16 protein-coding genes are annotated in these 17,862 nt (G+C 65.4%); 8 read left to right on the top strand and 8 right to left on the bottom strand.

All coding sequences use genetic code 11. The annotated features are described in order from the left end of the window. The first annotated feature begins 103 nt into the window (after positions 1-103). Positions 104-814 (top strand): winged helix-turn-helix domain-containing protein, encoded by a 711-nt coding sequence (locus GA615_RS22635; protein ID WP_152053692.1) that lies wholly within the window; start codon positions 104-106, stop codon positions 812-814. Here the strand turns inward: GA615_RS22635 and GA615_RS28780 are convergent. Further along, positions 775-1,122 (bottom strand): carbon storage regulator, encoded by a 348-nt coding sequence (locus tag GA615_RS28780; protein WP_152053606.1) that lies wholly within the window; start codon positions 1,120-1,122, stop codon positions 775-777. The genes GA615_RS22635 and GA615_RS28780 overlap by 40 nt on opposite strands. Positions 1,123-1,494: 372 nt before the next feature. Here GA615_RS28780 and trxB point away from each other — a divergent pair, with 372 nt between their 5' ends. The 3 genes from trxB to GA615_RS22615 all read left to right on the top strand — a co-directional run bounded on the left by trxB (position 1,495) and on the right by GA615_RS22615 (position 5,891). After that, positions 1,495-2,529 carry a thioredoxin-disulfide reductase gene (gene trxB / locus GA615_RS22625; protein ID WP_152053605.1) on the top strand — a complete coding sequence of 345 codons (1,035 nt, stop codon included), beginning with the start codon at positions 1,495-1,497 and terminating at the stop codon, positions 2,527-2,529. 166 nt (positions 2,530-2,695) lie between these two features. Then, a complete protein-coding gene (gene ftsH / locus GA615_RS22620; RefSeq protein WP_152053604.1) occupies positions 2,696-4,777 on the top strand; it encodes an ATP-dependent zinc metalloprotease FtsH in 2,082 nt (693 codons plus the stop codon). Positions 4,778-4,916: 139 nt separating this feature from the next. Then, positions 4,917-5,891 (top strand): carbohydrate kinase family protein, encoded by a 975-nt coding sequence (locus GA615_RS22615; RefSeq protein WP_152053603.1) that lies wholly within the window; start codon positions 4,917-4,919, stop codon positions 5,889-5,891. A gap of 37 nt (positions 5,892-5,928) precedes the next feature. Here the strand turns inward: GA615_RS22615 and GA615_RS22610 are convergent, their stop codons facing one another. Both GA615_RS22610 and GA615_RS22605 read right to left on the bottom strand, forming a co-directional pair. Further along, a complete protein-coding gene (locus tag GA615_RS22610; RefSeq protein WP_152053602.1) occupies positions 5,929-6,351 on the bottom strand; it encodes an archease in 423 nt (140 codons plus the stop codon). Between the two features lie 10 nt (positions 6,352-6,361). Then, positions 6,362-6,961: a Uma2 family endonuclease gene (locus tag GA615_RS22605; RefSeq protein WP_152053601.1), complete on the bottom strand. Its 600-nt coding sequence runs from the start codon at positions 6,959-6,961 to the stop codon at positions 6,362-6,364. Positions 6,962-7,090: 129 nt separating this feature from the next. Between GA615_RS22605 and bcp the strand changes: the two genes are divergently transcribed. Further along, entirely contained in the window at positions 7,091-7,552 is a 462-nt protein-coding gene (gene bcp, locus GA615_RS22600; RefSeq protein WP_152053600.1) for a thioredoxin-dependent thiol peroxidase, read from the top strand. Positions 7,553-7,781: 229 nt separating this feature from the next. Here bcp and GA615_RS22595 read toward each other — a convergent pair whose 3' ends face one another. From GA615_RS22595 to glmM, 5 genes are all read right to left on the bottom strand, one after another. Next, positions 7,782-8,630 carry a fumarylacetoacetate hydrolase family protein gene (locus tag GA615_RS22595; RefSeq protein ID WP_152053599.1) on the bottom strand — a complete coding sequence of 283 codons (849 nt, stop codon included), beginning with the start codon at positions 8,628-8,630 and terminating at the stop codon, positions 7,782-7,784. Positions 8,631-8,856: 226 nt separating this feature from the next. Next, positions 8,857-9,810, bottom strand: coding sequence for a DUF1559 domain-containing protein (locus tag GA615_RS22590; RefSeq protein ID WP_235905625.1), 954 nt, complete (start codon positions 9,808-9,810; stop codon positions 8,857-8,859). Between the two features lie 90 nt (positions 9,811-9,900). Beyond that, positions 9,901-10,581 (bottom strand): sigma-70 family RNA polymerase sigma factor, encoded by a 681-nt coding sequence (locus GA615_RS22585; protein WP_235905624.1) that lies wholly within the window; start codon positions 10,579-10,581, stop codon positions 9,901-9,903. Positions 10,582-10,740: 159 nt separating this feature from the next. Then, on the bottom strand, positions 10,741-11,454 hold the full coding sequence (locus GA615_RS22580; RefSeq protein ID WP_152053598.1) for an HAD family hydrolase: 714 nt from the start codon (positions 11,452-11,454) through the stop codon (positions 10,741-10,743). Further along, positions 11,451-12,824, bottom strand: coding sequence for a phosphoglucosamine mutase (gene glmM, locus GA615_RS22575; protein WP_152053597.1), 1,374 nt, complete (start codon positions 12,822-12,824; stop codon positions 11,451-11,453). The genes GA615_RS22580 and glmM overlap by 4 nt, the downstream gene beginning before the upstream one ends. A gap of 420 nt (positions 12,825-13,244) precedes the next feature. Between glmM and GA615_RS22570 the strand changes: the two genes are divergently transcribed. The 3 genes from GA615_RS22570 (at position 13,245) to GA615_RS22560 (ending at position 17,774) form a co-directional block, all read left to right on the top strand. Beyond that, the gene (locus GA615_RS22570) at positions 13,245-14,654 is read left to right on the top strand and encodes an ABC transporter substrate-binding protein (RefSeq protein WP_152053596.1); all 1,410 of its coding nucleotides are present in this window, start codon (positions 13,245-13,247) and stop codon (positions 14,652-14,654) included. Between the two features lie 233 nt (positions 14,655-14,887). Further along, the gene (locus GA615_RS22565; protein ID WP_152053595.1) at positions 14,888-16,402 is read left to right on the top strand and encodes a sensor histidine kinase; all 1,515 of its coding nucleotides are present in this window, start codon (positions 14,888-14,890) and stop codon (positions 16,400-16,402) included. A gap of 571 nt (positions 16,403-16,973) precedes the next feature. Beyond that, on the top strand, positions 16,974-17,774 hold the full coding sequence (locus tag GA615_RS22560) for a DUF5131 family protein (protein ID WP_152053594.1): 801 nt from the start codon (positions 16,974-16,976) through the stop codon (positions 17,772-17,774). Positions 17,775-17,862 lie beyond the last annotated feature (88 nt).

Below are 17,862 nucleotides of genomic sequence, written 5' to 3'. Positions count from 1 at the left end.
GAGCCCCCTCGTTCCCGGAGTACCGGAACGAGCGATGGCCGTCCGATCGATCCGAAGCCGCTCAATTCCTCCGGTCCGCAACCTCCGGGCGACGGATTCCCTCATGGCCAACACGCAAATTCTGATCGTCGAAGACGAACATCACCTGGCCGACACGCTGGCGATGAACCTTCGCCGCGAAGGCTTTGATGTCCTGATCGCTTACGATGGCCAGGACGGGCTCCGCCAGGCCCAGCTTCGCTTGCCCGACCTGATCGTGCTCGACCTCATGCTCCCGGTCAAACCCGGCCTGGAGGTCTGCCGAGAACTCCGAGCCGGGTCCCAGACCCGAGACATCCCCATTCTCATGCTCACGGCCAAGGCCGAGGAGAGCGACGAGCTGATCGGCCTGGCCGTTGGTGCCGACGACTACGTCACCAAGCCCTACAGCCTCAAGGTCCTGATCCAGCGCATCAAGAACGTCCTCCGCCGACGGGCCAGCCACGCGGAGACCGCCTCGGCCGTTGTCTTCGAGGTCCAGGGGGTGACGATCGACAAGCATCGTCACCGCGCCTTGTTTCAAGGCGCGGAGCTTCCCCTGACCCCCACCGAGTTCCGGCTTCTTGAGGTCTTGCTACGTCAGGCCGGTCGGGCCTTCACCCGTCACGAATTGATGGACGCCGCGATTGGCGAGGATGCCATGGTCTTGGAGCGGACCATCGATGTCCATATCAAGAGCCTTCGGAAGAAGCTCGGTGCCGGCTCCGAATTGATCGAAACGGTCCGGGGTGTCGGTTACCGTTTCCGAGAGGCGGATCTTGTGGCGCAAGACTGAGTGCTGACCGGTCCCGGTTCGGCCCTGAGCCGATGTCCCAGGGGGGCTTCGATCGTCTGCCAGCATTCCGTCGCTGCCGCTGTCGCCGGGATGGCCGTCGGTTCTTCAACCGAGACCATCTCGCCGCTGAGGCGAGCCAGGGCCGCCTCGGCTTCATCACGCTGCCGCAACTCGGCCCGCACGACGGGGACGTGTCTCGGTGCGTCGATCCCGAGACGGACCTGACCGCCTTCGAGCCGGACCACCGTGACACAGATGTCGCGGCCAATGTAGAGTTTTTCCATGCGTTTGCGCGTCAGAACGAGCATCGTTGGCATGCTCCTGGGAGCCTCGAACCGGCCGCCCTGCCACCCTCGCGGCAAGGGCTGATCGTGGTTCGTGCTCGCTGGGTCGAGGTGGGTCTTCAGGAACCTTAGGTCACACTTGGTCGACCCAATCGCGCTGTTCGACCACTTCTGCAACTCTTGCCGAGCATCTCTGGGCGGCGAGCCTCAAACTCTCGTATAATGCCCACTGGTGCGATCCTGCCGGATCGCTGCAACTGGGTCGACTCGCGTGTGGGCCGGTCGTGGCTCGCCGGGCCGATCCAGGCGGTCTAAAGGCGTTTGCGTCGAAGACCCGGTGACGCAAGGTCGGGCCAACGATGGCTCGTCGATCGATCGATTCAAGGTGAGGAAACGATGCCGCAGCACTCCGCCGTGATCATCATCGGTTCGGGCTCCGCCGGCCTGACCGCCGCGCTCTACTCGGCCCGCGCCAACCTCTCCCCGATCGTCTTCGAAGGCCGAGAGCCCGGCGGCCAGCTCACCCTGACGACCGACGTCGAGAACTTTCCCGGCTTCCCCGAGGCCATCAATGGCCCCGACCTGATGAACAAGATGCGCGAGCAGGCCCAGCGATTCGGGGCCGACACCCGCTGGGAAACCGTCGTCGGTGTCGATCTCTCGCAACGCCCCTTCCGCGTCAAGACGACCGACGACCCCAGCGGCGACCCCGAAAGCGGCACCATCACCGAGTACACCGCCGATGCCCTGATCGTTGCCACCGGCGCTTCGGCCCGATGGCTCGGCAACGAAGGCCCCTTCAAGGGGGCCGGCGTGAGCACCTGTGCCACCTGCGACGGCCACTTCTATAAGGGGAAGGAAATCGCCGTGGTCGGCGGCGGCGACTCGGCGGTTGAGGAAGCCACCTTCCTCACCCGGTTTGCTTCCAAGGTCACCTTGATCCACCGCCGCGAGGAGCTGCGCGCCTCGAAGATCATGCAGGACAAGCTCTTCGCCAACGAGAAGATCGCTTTCGCCTGGAACTCCGTCGTCGACGAGGTTTACGGCGACACCGACCCCCGGCCGATCCTCAAAGGGGTCAAGCTCCGATCGACCGAGGACAACGAGACTCTCACCGATCTGAACCTCTCCGGTCTTTTCCTGGCAATCGGCCACATCCCGAACACCGGTATCTTCAAGGGGAAGCTTGCGATGACCCCCGAGGGCTACCTCCTGACCCGCGCCGCCCTTGCCTGGGACGGGATCGAAGCCCCGGCCGATCTGCGCGATCGAATGCCCAACTACAGTTCCGCAACTGATGTCGAGGGCGTGTTTGCCTGCGGCGACGTGGTGGATACCCACTATCGCCAGGCCATCACCGCCGCCGGCTCCGGATGTGCCGCGGCCATCGACGCGGAGAAATGGCTCGAAGCCACTGGTGCCGGTCATTAATCCGTGGTGCTGATTCTGATTCGGAGACCCGGTGGCGGTCGACCTGGAACGCCGCCCGGTCTACAATTGTGAGATCGAGGACCGGCTGGCAATCGATTTGCACGCCAGCCACTCGCCCGAAGTGCCCCCGTCGGGCTGCCCAATTTAAGGACGGAACAACGAGCCGATGGAGAATCCGCGAGCCCCCAAAGACGGCGACCCCGATCGCAAGCCCGCCGATCGCCGCAAACCCGGCAGTCAACAAAGCGGCGGCAGCGGTGGCGGATCGACCGGCACGCCGACCCCCCCGTGGTCGCTCCTGTTCCTGATCGCGGCGATGGTCCTCGTCTTCCTGATGTGGAACCCGTTCAAGTCCGAGATCCGTGTCAGCTACTACCCCTGGTTCCTCGATCAGGTCAACACCGACAACATCGAGTCGATCACCTTTCAGGGACGCGACGTTCGCGGCAAGCTTCGTACCCCCGACCAGGAGTACAAGGCCTCCGACAGCGCCAAGGCCACAACCGTTTCCCAGTTCACCACCACCATCCCGACCGAAGACGCACTCGATCGGGTGATGGCCTTGCTCCAGGGAGAAACCGTCCCAGCCACCGGTGAGGCTCGCTCAAGTCCTCCCCCTCGGATCGAGGTGCTTGAGCCCCAGGCGCCGACCACCTTGCTCTGGCTCAGCTTCCTCCTGCCCATGCTCCTGATCGGTGGTCTGATCTTCTTCATGATGCGCCGGGCCCGCGATCAGTTCGACGGCGGCATTCTCGGCAACTTCACCAAGAGCCAGGCCAAGCGGCACGATAAGTCCAAGCAGCGCACCACCTTCGATGAGGTCGCCGGCCTGGAGAACGCCAAGGCCGAGCTGCAAGAAATCGTCGAGTTCCTCAAGACTCCCGACAAGTTTCAGCGCCTCGGCGGTCGGATTCCCAAGGGAGTTCTCCTGATCGGCCCTCCCGGCTCGGGTAAGACCCTGCTCGCCCGAGCCGTCGCCGGCGAGGCCGGTGCGCCGTTCTTCTCGATTTCCGGCTCGGAATTCATCCAGATGTTCGTCGGCGTCGGTGCCAGCCGCGTCCGGGACATGTTCAAGACGGCCAAGGAAAACTCCCCCTGCATCCTCTTTATTGACGAGATCGACGCCGTCGGTCGCGTCCGAGGGGCCGGCCTCGGCGGCGGACACGACGAACGCGAGCAGACGCTCAACCAGATCCTCACCGAGATGGACGGCTTCACCCCGAGCGAAACCGTCATCGTGCTGGCCGCCACCAATCGCCCCGACGTGCTCGACCCGGCCCTCCTGCGCCCCGGCCGCTTCGATCGTCACGTCACCGTCGACCGGCCGACCCGTAAGGGCCGCTTCGAAATCCTCAAGGTCCACACCCGCAACGTTCCCCTGGCCGATGAGGTCGATCTCGACTCCATCGCCCGCGGTTCTGTCGGCATGTCGGGCGCCGACCTGGCCAACCTTGTCAACGAGGCGGCGCTCATCGCCACCCGGGAAAACAAAGACAAGGTCGATATGCAGGACTTCGAGGCCGCCCGCGACAAGGTCATGATGGGGGCCAAGCGCGAGGAATTCATCACCCAGAAAGACAAGCGAGCCACCGCCTACCACGAGGCCGGTCACGCCCTGGTCGCCTGGATGACCCCCAAGACCGACCCCGTCCACAAGGTCACGATCATTCCCCGCGGTCGATCGCTCGGCGTCACCCAGTTTATCCCTGAGGAAGACCGCCTCGGCTACTCCGAGAGCCAGATCAAGGCCCGGCTCGATGTCCTTCTCGGCGGTCGAGCCGCCGAGAAGCTCATCTACGATGATCTCTCCACCGGCGCGGCCGAAGACCTGAAGCAAGCCACCCGACTGGCCCGCATGATGGTCACCCAGTGGGGCATGAGCCCCCGGGTCGGCCCCGTCTACGTCCAAGGGGCCGAGGAGCACCCCTTCCTCGGTCGCGAGATGACCGAGGCCCGTGACCACTCCGAACACACCCAGCAGGTCATCGATGAGGAAGTCGCCCGGATTCTCCGAGAGGCCGACACCCGAGCCTTCCGTCTTCTCGAAGAGAATCGCGAGCAGCTCGAACGCATGACCGATGCCCTCATCGAACGCGAGGTCATCACCGATGTCGAGATCCAGGAGATGATCGGCAAGCGGGCCCTTGATCCCTCCGACCCTCATCCCGACGAGGTTGTCGTCTCGACGGACGCTCAGCCCGGCAACCTTCCTTCTCAGACCGTTGATCAGAATGGAGCGGCAGGCTAATCGAACCACGATTGGCCCCGTTGATCGATCTCTGGGGCCGGGCCAGACGCTTCCCGACTCCGACCCCGCGCGGTAGCCTTGGGAGCATTGGCCTGCTCCTCCCCCGACCCTCCCGCACCGTGCGAGGTCCGAGTTTACGATGTCCGCTACCGCTCCGAAGGGCACCCCGGTGGTTTGCGCCGGGGTGATCGTTGCCGATCACCTCACCCCGCCGATCGACCGCTTCCCCCAGCCGGGAGAACTCGTCAAGGTTGACGAGCTTGTGCTGAATATTGGCGGCCTGGCCGCGAACGTGGCCGTGGTCCTGTCGAAGCTGGGCGTGGGGGCCCGTATTTGCTGCCGGGTCGGCGGCGACGCCTTCGGCCGGTTCGTCGCGGAATCCCTCGAAGCGGCCGGTGTCGAGACGTCGAGCCTCATCGTCGATCCCGACCGCGATACGAGCCAGACTCTCATCGTCAACGTCAAGGGGGAGGACCGCCGGTTCATCCACAGCTTCGGGGCCAATGCCGCCCTTTCGGCCGCCGACCTCGACGCGGCGATCACCCCCGAGGCTCGTGTGCTCTATGTCGGCGGCTACCTGATCCTTCCCGGCCTCGACCCCGACGCCCTCGCCGATCGCTTTGCCCGAGCCCGATCCCAGGGGATCACCACCGTTCTCGACGTCGCCTGCCCCGGCCCGGCCGACTACCTCTCGAAGCTCAAGCCGGTCCTCCCCCACACCGACGTCTTCCTGCCGAACACCGACGAGGCGGCCTTGATCCTCGGCGGAGAAACCGACGCCATCCGCCAGGCCGAGGCCTTCCGAGCCCTCGGGGCCGCTCGAGTCGTCATCACCCGAGGCGAACACGGCTCGATCTCCCTTTCCGAATCCCACCGTCTGAAGCTCGGCGTTTACCCGGTCGATTACGTCGACGGCACCGGCAGCGGCGACGCCTTCGATGCCGGCTACATCGCCGCGCTCATCTCCGGCCTCGACGAGCCCGGTTGCCTGAAGCTCGCCAGCGCCCTCGGTGCCAGTTGCGTTCGGGCCGTCGGCACGACCGCGGGCATCTTCACCCGCACCGAGGCCGACCGCTTCATCGCCGAGCACGATTTGCCCGTCGAGACGATCTGACGCGATCGAACCCAACGTGCCTGCCATCGGCTCCGATTCAAATATCCAGAATCAGCTCGGCGATCCAGGCGTCTCCCTCGTGCCTGAGCGATGCCCCGTGCTGGGTCACGGCCTTCACCTCGTGATCCAGCATGTGCCGGTCACGGTCGATCGCTTCTCCGGCGATCGAGGCGTCAAGCTTCCGACCGTCCTCCGAGAGGGTCAGGTCAAACCGTGTGTAAAGCCGATGCGTCGTCTCACACCGAAAGATCAACTCGTTGAGCCAGTCGATCAGCAGGTCGCCCGGTGTCTCGGCCTGAAGGGAAACGGTCTCGGTTTCGATGGCCTTGACATCGTTCCGGTTCACGACGATGTAGTCGAACAACCCCTCCGCCGCGGTGCGAAACAGGTCGGTCAGATCACCCGCCCGGACCCGGAACCCCACGTCGGCGGTGTGCTCGAAATGCTCGACGGTGCCCATCTCTCGGCCCTCACGTGCCTGCCGCCTCGAAGACCGACCCACACCCGAATTGAAAACCAGGGAGGAAGGGAGACTCGATTGTCCCTGACGGCCCGAACCGTTGTTCGACCCAGCGGCCCCGATTGCGTCGGAGAACGAGGATTGACCGTTTTCCCGGATCAACGATCCAGTACTCCTTGACTCCGAACGCCAGATATTCCTCCCGCTTTTCCTGGTAGTCCCGAGCTTCCGAGCCGGGCGAGACGACCTCGACAACCACCTCAGGGATCCAAAGTCCCCAGACCGCATTGCCTTCCACCGGCGCGGGAGTCATGGAGACCGCCAGATCCGGGTGTCGCTCCGACTGCTGGGCTTCGAGCAGGATCTTGCATTCGCCTCCCCCGGCGATCGTATCGAGGACTCCCGGGTGAGCAAGATCGTAGGCCGCGAATTGCCGGCGGATCGCGGTCAGGACGCGGAGATGTTTCGGCCTCGGAACGTCCGTCACGACGATTTCCCCCCGCCCCAGCTCATAATGATAGCCCTCCATCACCTCGGCAGGCTCGAACTCATCGAGCGTCATGCGCTGGCCGTGATCGGCCGGACCAATCCGAACCGTTGTCTTTGGCATGTCCGTCCTCCGGAGAATCGTCCCGATGCTTTCCGAGTACCGGTCGACCGACTAGATTAACTCCCAAGCCCGACACGGGTCACGTCGGCCCGAGTCGTCGGGCGAATCCCAACCACGGAAGGAATCCCGATGATCGAAGCAGGCCAGCCCGCCCCCGACTTCACCCTCACCGACCAGCACGGCAAGAAGGTTTCGCTCAAAAAGCTCAAGGGGAAGGTCGTCGTCCTCTATTTCTACCCGAAAGACGACACTCCCGGATGCACCAAGGAAGCCTGCGCCTTCCGCGATGCCCGAGCCGATTACGAGGCCGCCGGGGCGGTCGTGCTGGGCGTCAGTCCCGACTCGGCCGAGTCGCACCTCAAATTTGCCGAGAAGTACGAGCTGCCATTCACCCTTCTGGCCGACCCCGAGAAGGAGGTCATCCAGGCGTACGGCGTCTGGAAAGAGAAGAACATGTACGGCAAGAAGTCGATGGGAGTCGAGCGCACGACGGTCGTCATCGACGGCAAGGGCATCATCCGCAAGATCTTCCCGAAGGTCCGGGTTGACGGGCACAGCGAGAAGGTCCTGGAGCTCCTGCAGACGCTCTGAGGCCGGCACCGGGCCATATCCGGCAACAGCAGGAAGGGTCCGAGGACCCGCCCGCTTGCCCGAGACGCTGGTCGAGGAGGCCACCGAAGTCCTGCCGGCGGCCTCGCGTCGCCCTCTGGGGCCTCGGCAGCGGGCGTCATGCTCCCGCTGCCTCTCGGAATCGTGTCATCCAGGGACCTGATCAGGCCGGGCGACCAGTCCCGGCCTCTTGGTGTGAGCCACGATCCGGTTACTCTTCGCCCACCACGGGATTGCGGAGTACGCCGACCCCTTCCAACTCGACCTCGACCACGTCTCCCGGCTTGATCTCCGAGGTTTCCCCTGGCGTTCCGGTGAAGATCAGGTCGCCCGGTTGCAAGGTGACGTACTGGCTGATGTAGCTGACCATGGTGGCGACATCGTGGATCAGGTGGTCGGTTCGCTCTTGCTGCATCACCTCGCCATTCAGTCGCAGCGTCATGAGCAGGTCGTCCGGGTTCAGCCCCGTGGCGATGAAAGGCCCGACCGGCCCGAAGGTGTCGGCCCCCTTGGCTCGCCACCACTGCACGTCCTTGTTCTCGGGATCGTTCTGCCAGTAACGCTCGCTCACGTCGTTGCCGCAGGTCACACCGAAGACGTACTCGTGCGCCTTCTCCTTCGATACCTTGCGGGTCGTCTTCCCGATGACGATAACCAGCTCGGCCTCGAAGTGGACCGGGCCGGGGGAATCCTTGGGAATGACAATGTTCCCGCCGTCGGCCACGAGGCTCGACGGGCTCTTGTAGAACGGCTGCGGGATGCGGAAGAGCGGCGGGATTTCCTCGTCTCCCAGGTGGCTCCGGTAGTTGCCGGCCAGGGCGAGCACCTGCGTCGGCTCGGTCGGGATCAAGACCGTCACATCTTCGAGTGCATAGGTGCGGTCGGTCTTGGAGAAAGAACCGAACAGGTCACCGTCCAGCGCTCGAACGCGGTCCCCCTCCAGAATGCCATAGCTCGTGGTTTCCCCCACCTGAAACCGCAGGTAGCGCTCACCTTGCTGTGCCGGCTCGGCGGCAATGGTCGCGGTCGAGGACAGAAATAGCCCCAGGATGCCGAGCATCGGTGCCCAACTCGAACGTCTCATCATCAAGGCCCTTTTTGGGAGACGAGTCACGAATTCTCACTGCCGAGTCACGCCAACGGCGGCAGTGTTCGAGGACCCAGTCTGGGCCAGGGGCAGCCAAAGAGCAACAGAACACCCCGTCGGCCCTTGCCTCCGGGCGGCTCGATCTCCTGGGAGCGTGGGATACCACCCCCCTCAGGTCGAATCACCCTGGGCTGGGGTCTCAGAACTCATCGGCCGAGATGACTTCCTTGCCATCCCGGGTGCAGAGCGCCTGGAACGTCTGTTGCCGAATCGTTTCCTTGATGAACCGAACCGAGCCATCGGCAAAGAGGAAATTGGCCCCTCCGGGGTGTCGGCTCCCGAAGTCCTCGACATGACGATTCGAGTGATTCGGCGTGCGGGGCGGGTCGATAATCCCGGCCGTGCCGAGGACCATCGCCCACGCTTCCTCGGGCTCGGGAGAAAACGTGTCTCCACCGCTTCCGACGATCATCGAGGTCTTGTACAGCCAGCCTCCCCGCTGGCGGGCGGCCCAGGTGGCATAGCTCAGTTCCTGGCTCCGCTCGCCGACGGCGATCGTCTGGCTCGTCCCGTCTCGGATGTCTCGGAAGCGGATGCCGCTGTTGCGGTAGAAGACTCCCGTCCCCTCGCCGGGCGCATCGCCGATCCGGCCGATTCCATAAACGCCGATGTAGTTCGCTCCCGGCAGCGAGGCAATCGTTGTCGTGTTCCCCTCGTCGCGGACCGGCACAAGGGTCGGCATGTCGTCGGAGGGGCAGAGGAACGTCGAGATCGGCACCGAGGCGGCCGTCTGATTGACCGGATCAGACGGGAGCAGGCTCATGTTCATCGCGTTGTAGAGATTCTCTTGCTCAAGCCGCTGGAGGATCCCCGCACCCCAGGCCCAGCCGGGGCCGAGGTCCTCGCTGGTCGCCGGATCGACCCTGCTGGAATAGCCGGCCGGGAACTTCCCGCCGTTGTGGATCGCCAGGCCGATCTGCTTGAGATTGTTCGCGCACCGCATCCGATTCGCCGCCTCCCGGGCGGCCTGCACGGCGGGCAGCAACAGGGCGATCAAGACGCCGATGATCGCGATGACCACCAGCAGCTCGATCAGGGTGAAGCCCGGCCGTCGCCGGCATGGGGTGCGAGGGAGCAAGGGCACGAGAATCACGCTAACCTCCCGAAGGGATCCCCTCGCCGGCCCATTCGAAAACAGCGAGGGGCTTCGGGCGAGCCCGGCCTTGTTCGATCTGTCTGTCCGTCAGCCGACGAATCGGACGTACTCGTCTTCCTCGTCGAGCGCAACGGGCAGGTCCAGTTCGTCGCGACGACCGGCCAGGTGGCGTTCGAGCTTTCGGAGCGCCTTGTACTTCTCGTCGCTGACGCGGGCCGGATTCAGGGCGAGCGTCTCGGCGATCTCGGGAACGGTCCAGCCGCGGGTCCACAACTCGACGATCCGATCCTGTCGAGGAGACAGCACGGCTCGGCGGGCGGCTTCAAGAATCTCCCCCAGCTCCAGGCGATTGCGGTCGTCGTCGGAGGCGAAGGCCGAGGCGGTCTCATCGAGCGGTTGATACTTCTTCGAGCGTTGCACGCGCTTGCGGACCATGTCGATGGCCCGAACCAGCTCGCGACGCTCGGGGGTGTCGTCGGCCAGCACGAGGTTCAGGTCAAGCTGCCCATCGCGGGCCTTGCCCAGCAACCGGACGCAGACCTCCTGGGTGCAGTCGTCCCAGAGGCTCGGGTCGAGGTGCGCGTTCTTCCAGCAAACGGTGCAATACCGCTGGATGTCGCGGACCAGGTCCGATTCCCGGGCGTTCGCCGTGAAGGCGGCCAGGCCGATTACCAGCGCCGTGACGGCCGGGGCCGACTGGCGGATGCTTCGGCTGGGGGGCACCGACGAAGACTTCGACACGGGAGGGCTGTGGGGTGATTCACTCATCAATCGCTGAACTCCTCCTCGATCCGATCTAGGAGCCGCGTCGTGCGGCCGTCGCGGTCCTGTGCCGTCCTCGGATCCATCGGACGGCCTGACCGCTCAATCTGGCTTGATTTGTCCAGGGTTTTGTTCGGAACTCAAGGGCTTACTGCCCGAATGCCTTCAATCTTCCGAAGGAGATTGACGATCGAGTCGGGGGCGTCGGGGGGTCACGATCGTCCAGCCTTGCTGCAGGGCGAGCTTCTTGAGCTTGCGCCCGGGATGCACGACCACGGCGCGTCCGACGCGCTGCAGCAAGGCCCGGTCGCTCCAATTATCCGCGTAAGCGGCCGCCAAGTCCATGTCGATCCCCCGTTCTTCGGCCCAACGCTCGGCCCAGTGCAGCTTTCCTTCGCCGTAGCAGGGGGGGCCGGGGCCGAGGCCCGCGATCCTCCCGTGCTCGACTCGGAACGGCGTGGTCAAGAGGTCGGTGCATCCTAGATAGATGCTCAGCGGCGCGATCACCGGGGCCGGAGACGACGAGACGAGGATCAGCGGCGTGCCGGAAGCGCGAAGCTCGTTCAAATGTTCGACCACGCCTTCGTACAGCCTGGGCTTCACATGATCCTTGAAGTTCTCATAGGCCGCGCGTTCCAGTTCGACCAGCGGAATGTCCCGGATCATCCGTAAGCCGTAGTCGAGCAACCGGCCGTAGTCGAGCCGACCGAACTTGTGCCGGAACCCGTGCAAGGCGGCTCGAAATAGGAGCGACTGGTCGATCATCCCCCGGCGTCGAAGGAGCTTGCCGTAGAGATAGCTCGTGGTTTCGGCCAGCAGGGTGCCATCGACATCAAGGAAGGCCACCGAGGGGGGATCGTCAAAGCTCGGCCAGTTCACGATGCCCCTCCCCCGCCGCCCGCAAGGCTGCCGATCGCCTCGGCCAGGCTCCGGGCGCGGTCGGCCTCGGCGGCCTCAGCGATCACCCGAATGATCGGCTCGGTGTTGCTCGCCCGGATGTGGACCCAGGCGTCCGGCCAGTCGAGCCGCAGGCCGTCGCGACGGTCGGACGATGCCTCGGGGTGGGCACCGGCGATGCGGTCGAGCATCGTGGCGATCGGCTCTGATCCCGTCGCGAACTTCGTTTTGAGCATGGCAAACCGGGGAAGGTCATCCACGAGGCTCGACAGGGGTTTGCCGCTCGTCGCCATCAGGTCGAGGACCAACGCCATGCCGACCAGGCTATCCCGAACCCAGCCGATCCGAGGGTCGATGACTCCGCCATTCCCTTCGCCGCCGATCACGGCGTTCGACGCCTGCATCCCCTCGACCACATTGATCTCACCCACGGGGGTGCGGATCACCTCGCAGCCGAAGCCTTTGGCGACCTCCTCGGCGGTTCGGGAGGTCGAAAGGTTCATCACGACCGGGCCGGTCTGCTGGCCGAGTCGGTGCTGGACGCAGAGGGCGAGCGTCAGTTCCTCGCCGATGTAGCGGCCCGTCTCGTCGATGATCGCCAGCCGATCGGCGTCGGGGTCGAGCGCGAAGCCAATGTCGGCTCCAATGGCCGGAATGATGGCCGTCAGCTCACGAAGGTTCTCCTCGGTCGGCTCAGGAATGTGGTCGTAGAGGCCATCCGGTTCGCCTCCCAGGAGGCGCAGATCGCATCTTAGTTGCCGGAGCAGCCAGTCGGCCAGCCGCCCGCCCGCCCCGTGGCCGGCATCGACGACGACCCGGAACCGTTCCCCGCGGATCGCTCGGAGATCGACCAGGCCCAGAACCTTCGCGGCGTGAGCGACCTTGATCGACTCGTCCCGAACGATCGTCCCGAGACGGTCGAAGGGAACCCAGCGAAACGCCCGCCGTTCGAAACGGTCGAGCATGGCCCGCCCCTCGTCCCGACCGAGAACCGAGCCGCTCGCCTGGAAGAACTTCAAGCCGTTGTACTCACTCGGGTTATGGGAGGCGGAGATCTGAATGCCGCCGTCGGCCCCTTGCTCCCGGACCAGGAAACCAACGGTCGGTGTCGGTGTCGGGCCGAGCGACTGAGCATGGCAGCCCGAGGCCGAGAGACCAGACAGGACGGCGCCGAGCATCATCTCGGCCGAGCGTCGGCCGTCGTGGCCGACGAGGATCGTGGGAGCCTCCTTCCCCGACCGAGCGACGACCTCCGCCGCATAAGCCGCCGCGAAGGCCGTTACATCGACCGGATCGAGCCCATCGCCGATGATCCCTCGAAGTCCCGAGATGCTCGCAATCCGAGTCCCCATGCCGTGCTGCCTTTCGATGAGAAGCGGGCCGAGCCGACCCGGTCGGACCCACTCGTCAAACTCTAAGAAACAGAGAGCCCACCGGGCAAGCCGATCATGGGTTTGGGCACTCGACCGGGCAAGTCCCTGGCTGGTCCACCGTGAGGTTTCGGGTGCCGACGCCAGAAACCTTGCGTACGTCCGAAGGCCCCAGGAATTGTTCCGAAGGGCTTCGGAATGCTCAAGAGGCTCCAACCTCCTGGAAGGCCAGGGGTTTGGAGCGATCGCCTGAGGAGGGGAGACTGGCGGCCGGGTGGCTCGGCACAACTCCTGCCGTATGCTTGCGGAGCCGAAGGGAACGGATCTCTCGGGTGGGTCGCGACGGAGCGATCGAACCGGAACCGTCGATTGAGGTGAGTCCCTTTGAACGAGGCCCGAGCCATGCCCCTGAGAAGCCGAGCCGGCACGCTGCTTCTGCTGATCGGTGGACTGGCCCTGGTGGGTTGGATGGGCTACGCCCTGACCTACCGAGGTGACACGTCCGGCTCCGATCGCCGGGTCGGCGGCGTGGCCGACGTGGCGGTCTTCCTGCCCGAGCGGGCCGACTGGGCCGAATTCCGCGCAGGGGTCTTCGTCTGCCAGCGCCGGGGATTGCTGGGCGAGGTGGTCGAGGACCTGAACACGATCACCTTCCGGACCCCCGAGCACGGCCGAGAGGTCCGGCTTTCCTGGTTCGAAGGGGGGGGCGTGGTCACGACTCGGGATCGGGTCAACCGCCTGATTGATCGGCCCATCGCGCCGATGGCCTTCATCGGTTCCAGCAACACGGTCCTGACGGCTGGCCTGGCCGAGGCGCTGCACGATGCGGTGGATCACCGTCGAGGAGCGGGTCAGCGGCCGGACCCGGTCTTGCTGGTCCCCTGGGCGACGACGGTTCGGGTCGATCGGCCGGGGGCGGCGTCCTTGCCGTTGCTCGACCTCTATCCGGGGCGCACCTTCCGCTTCTGCCCGAACAACCGGCAGGAGGCGGAGCTGGTCTCCCGGGTCGTCTCCGATCAGGAGGGGGAGCCGGTCGGCGCGGTCTTGATGGTCGATGGCAACGACCCGTACTCCCGGGATCTGGCCGAGGGGTTCGAGCGGGCGATTGACCTGGTCGCTCCGGAGGCGAAGGTGCTGATCCGACGGCTCGACCTGTCCTCTCCCGGTCTGGTCGGCTCGGACGACCGACCGGGGCCGGCCGAGCTGGAGGAGGCCGACCTGATCTGGCGGTTCGTGGCCGAGGCGCCGGGAGAGGGACCGGTCTGGGCCGTCTTGCCGTTGCAAGGGAGCCCGACCCGCCGGATGATCCGGGCCCTGGTCGATCGTTCCGGACCGATCGGCCCTGGGGTGCTGGGGCGGTTGCACGTCCTGTGTGGCGACGGTATCGGCCGGACGACTCTGGATACGCTGGCCGGGCGCTGCACGCTGCCGGTCTGGTGCGTCTCGTCGGGCACGCTGCCGGAGGATGAGGGGCAGCCGGCCGACCTGGGGGCCTCGCAGATCCCGGCCGAAATCATCGCCGCCCTGGCCCGAGTGCTCGATCAGCCCGGCCCGCCGCCGGACCTGGCCTCGGCACTGGTCGAGCTGGACGTGTCGGCCGAGGACCCGGCAGCCTTCGGCCGATCGCTGGCCTTTGAGCCTTCGGGAGAGCGCCGGGCGGCCGACCTCGGTCATGTCCTGGCAATCGTTCCGGGCCGATCCGAGGTGCTTGCCTTCGGCCCTCCTCGTGTGCAGGACCTGGGCGGCGAGCCCCGATCCCGTCGATCGCTGGCCGGTGCCCGACCGGCCGACGACGCTCGGACAATCCGATAGAACGCCGATCGGCTCGGAATCGTCGGTGGGGCGAAGCCTCCGGACGGGGAGCGCTGTTGCGACCGGATTCTGCGATTGAGGGTGGGAAGCATGCCCCGCGACGGGGGCCGACCCAGTAGACTGGTGAGGGTTCATTGGTGTTGCGGTTCTGCTCGGGGTCTGCCTGGGTTCGGTCGAGGTGATCGTGATCTTGCGGAACTCGATGACGGCTGCGTTGTGTGGACCTTTGCCCGATGTCCCTAGCCCGACGCCTGGCGGACGCGACCCGAAAACCGGTGGAGACGCTCGGAGCGCCGGGGATGATCGTGGGGGTCGTCTCGGTCGCGGCCCTCGGGTTCAGCCTGATCGTCCTGGCCCGCGAGTACGACCTGCTGCGGAGGACCGGCCGGGAGGTCTCGGAGCGGGCGATCGAGTCGTGGGCCCGGGCGACTCCGGTCGATGAGGTTGGCCGGACCCTGCCCGACTATGCCGACGCCTGGCGATCGGAGCCGGACGACCCGACCTTGCTCAGTCGGGTCCGCGAGGCCCTGGCCGCGCTTGGCGGGTCGACGGAGCTGCGCGACCCTCGGTTTGCCGTCGTGTCGGTGGAGCGTTTGGAGCTGTCGCTCGAGAACGGCCCTGTCGTCGCTTCGTGGGTCAGCGAAACCCCCTCGATGCCGGGGATCGAGGCCGAGGAGCGTCGGTTGATCCTGCTCGACGGGACCCCGGAGGCAGGCTCGGCGGTGGTCCTGATCGTCGGCTACCGGGCGGGGGCGTTGGTCGAGGAGGCGCTGTCGGAACTGGAAACGTCGTATCGGAGGCTCCTGCTGGCGGTGCTGGGGTTGTCCGGGTACTCCTTGCTTTGCCTGCTGGCAATGGTGCTTCAGGTCCGGATTCTCAGCGACCGGGCGGCCCGCGAGTCGGCCCAGCGAGCGACGCTGGATCTGGCCGACCGGACCTGTCACGAACTGGGGAACGTCGTCTTCGTGCTGGCCAACGAGCGCCGGAATCTGGCGGATCACCTGGACCAGTTCGACCGCCTGCTCGACCGCCTGCCCGACGCCCTGGCCGACGCCGTGACCGATGCCGGCATCGAGTCGTCGAAGGTCAACCGGGTCCGTCGCGCCTTCGAGCGTCGCCTGGCCGATGAGGGGCTCGACCCCGAGGTGGACCTGCGAACCGGCTCGGCCATTGCTCGCGACGTGGCCCGGCAGATCAGCGTTTGCTCGCAGTACATCGCCCTGACGGTTCGAGAGCTGGACGGCTACTTGAAGCAGTCATCCCTTCCGGTCGAGCCGGTGCCGATGCTCGTCGGTGAGGCGATCGACGAGGCTCTGACCCTGCTCGGCCCCCGGATCGAATCGGCCTCGGCCACGGTCGATCGCCCTTCTGCCGAGGGGCTAGATTTGAGGGTCCGGGCCGATCGCCGATTGCTCGTCCACGCCCTGGTCAACCTCTTGAAGAACGCGCTGGAAGCCACCTCGACGACCCCGACCGGCGACCCTCCCCGGATCACCCTGTCGAGCGATCGGGATGGCTCCCTCGTCCGGATCGGCGTCCTTGACAACGGCCCCGGTGTCCCCGATTCGGTCGCCCCCCGCCTCTTCCAACCCGGCATCTCGACCAAAGGGGCTGGCCGCGGCCGAGGCCTGGCGATCGCCTCCGACTCGATCCGAGCCCAGGGGGGCACCCTCCGCCTCGCTCCGTCCAACGGTTCCGGGGCCTGTTTCCTGATCGAGCTTCCCGCCGCGAACGACGAGTCGGTGTGAACGGGGCTGGGAACGGGATCGGTGCGCTTCGGTGCGCCGAGCGACTTTGTGTCCTGGAAAGGACTTACGTCGCAAAAATGGGTTCGCTCCGTCACGGTGCGCTGGTCCGACGTGTTGGGCGGGTGCCAGGGGCGAAACCGAACGAGGGGGTGGCAGGTGCGCCAGGCGTTGCGCTGCCTGGTGCGCTTTGGAGGAATCGCGCAAGTTACTGTCAAATTTCAGGTTATCAAAGAACGGGGTGTTCGTTTCGGGAAAAGGTCGGTTGTGCGGAGGACTGGGCAACGGACGAGTGGTTGATGTTGGGGGGGCACGACCGGTTGGCCGGCTCGGCGGTGGGGTCTGGGTCGGAACGCGAAAGGTCACTCCCTTGATATGATCGGGAAAATGAGGGGGAATAAGCTTGATTTGTGGGAAAATCTGAGGAGACGACAAAGGGGATGAACGAGCCAACGAAAAGCGAGGCTCGGTGGGGGGCTGAATGAGTCGGTTCCCTTGGCGGGAATTCCGAGCTGAGGTGCTTTGAGATCACCGGTTCACCAAGCCTCGTTGTGCTCTGCAAAGGTAAGGCGGGATGGCGGATCACTCGAAGATCGAATGGACGGATGCGACGTGGAACCCGGTGAGGGGGTGCACGAAGATCAGCCCGGGGTGCGCACATTGCTATGCGGAGACGTTTGCGGAGCGGTTTCGGGGGGTGCAGGGGCATCCGTATGAGCAGGGGTTTGATTTGAAGCTCATTCCGGGGAAGTTGCTGGAACCGCTGAGGTGGTCGAAGCCGAAGATGGTGTTTGTGAACTCGATGAGCGACCTGTTTCACAAGGAGGTGCCCGAGGATTACGTGATGGCGGTCGCGGAGGTGATGAGGAAGGCGAAGTGGCATACGTTTCAGGTGTTGACGAAACGGTCGGAACGATTGAGGGAGATGTTGGGGACGAGCTTGAAGGACCTCGCGGCCGAGTCGCACATCTGGTGGGGGGTGAGTGTCGAGAACAGGAAGCACGGCTTGCCGAGGATTGAGCATTTGAGGGAGGCGCCGGCCGCGGTCAGGTTCTTATCGGTGGAACCGTTGCTGGAAGACCTGGGAGAGGTGGACCTGTCGGGGATCGCGTGGGTGATCGTCGGCGGAGAGAGTGGGCATGGAGCCCGGCCGATGCAGGCGGATTGGGTGCGGAGCCTGCGCGATCAGTGTGAGGCGGCGGGGGTGCCGTTCTTCTTCAAGCAGTGGGGCGGCGTAAGGAAGAAGGCGGCGGGGCGGGAACTTGATGGGCGGAGCCACGACGATCGGCCCGAGCCGAGCAGGGTGGCGATGGCAACGCTCGAGGAACGGACGGCCTTGATCCGTGCCTGGGAATTGCAGGCGTCAGCGACCTGAACCCGTGTGACAGGTCGTTTCCTTCTTCCGCCTTCTTCCTTCGCTCCTGATTGCAGGCGTCAGGACCGGGTGGCCCGGGTTCCGCGCA

This window comes from Tautonia marina (assembly GCF_009177065.1).
Classification (GTDB): Bacteria; Planctomycetota; Planctomycetia; order Isosphaerales; family Isosphaeraceae; genus Tautonia; species Tautonia marina.
Note: the sequence above shows the minus strand (reverse complement) of the source record. Positions and strands in the feature narration are given on the sequence as shown.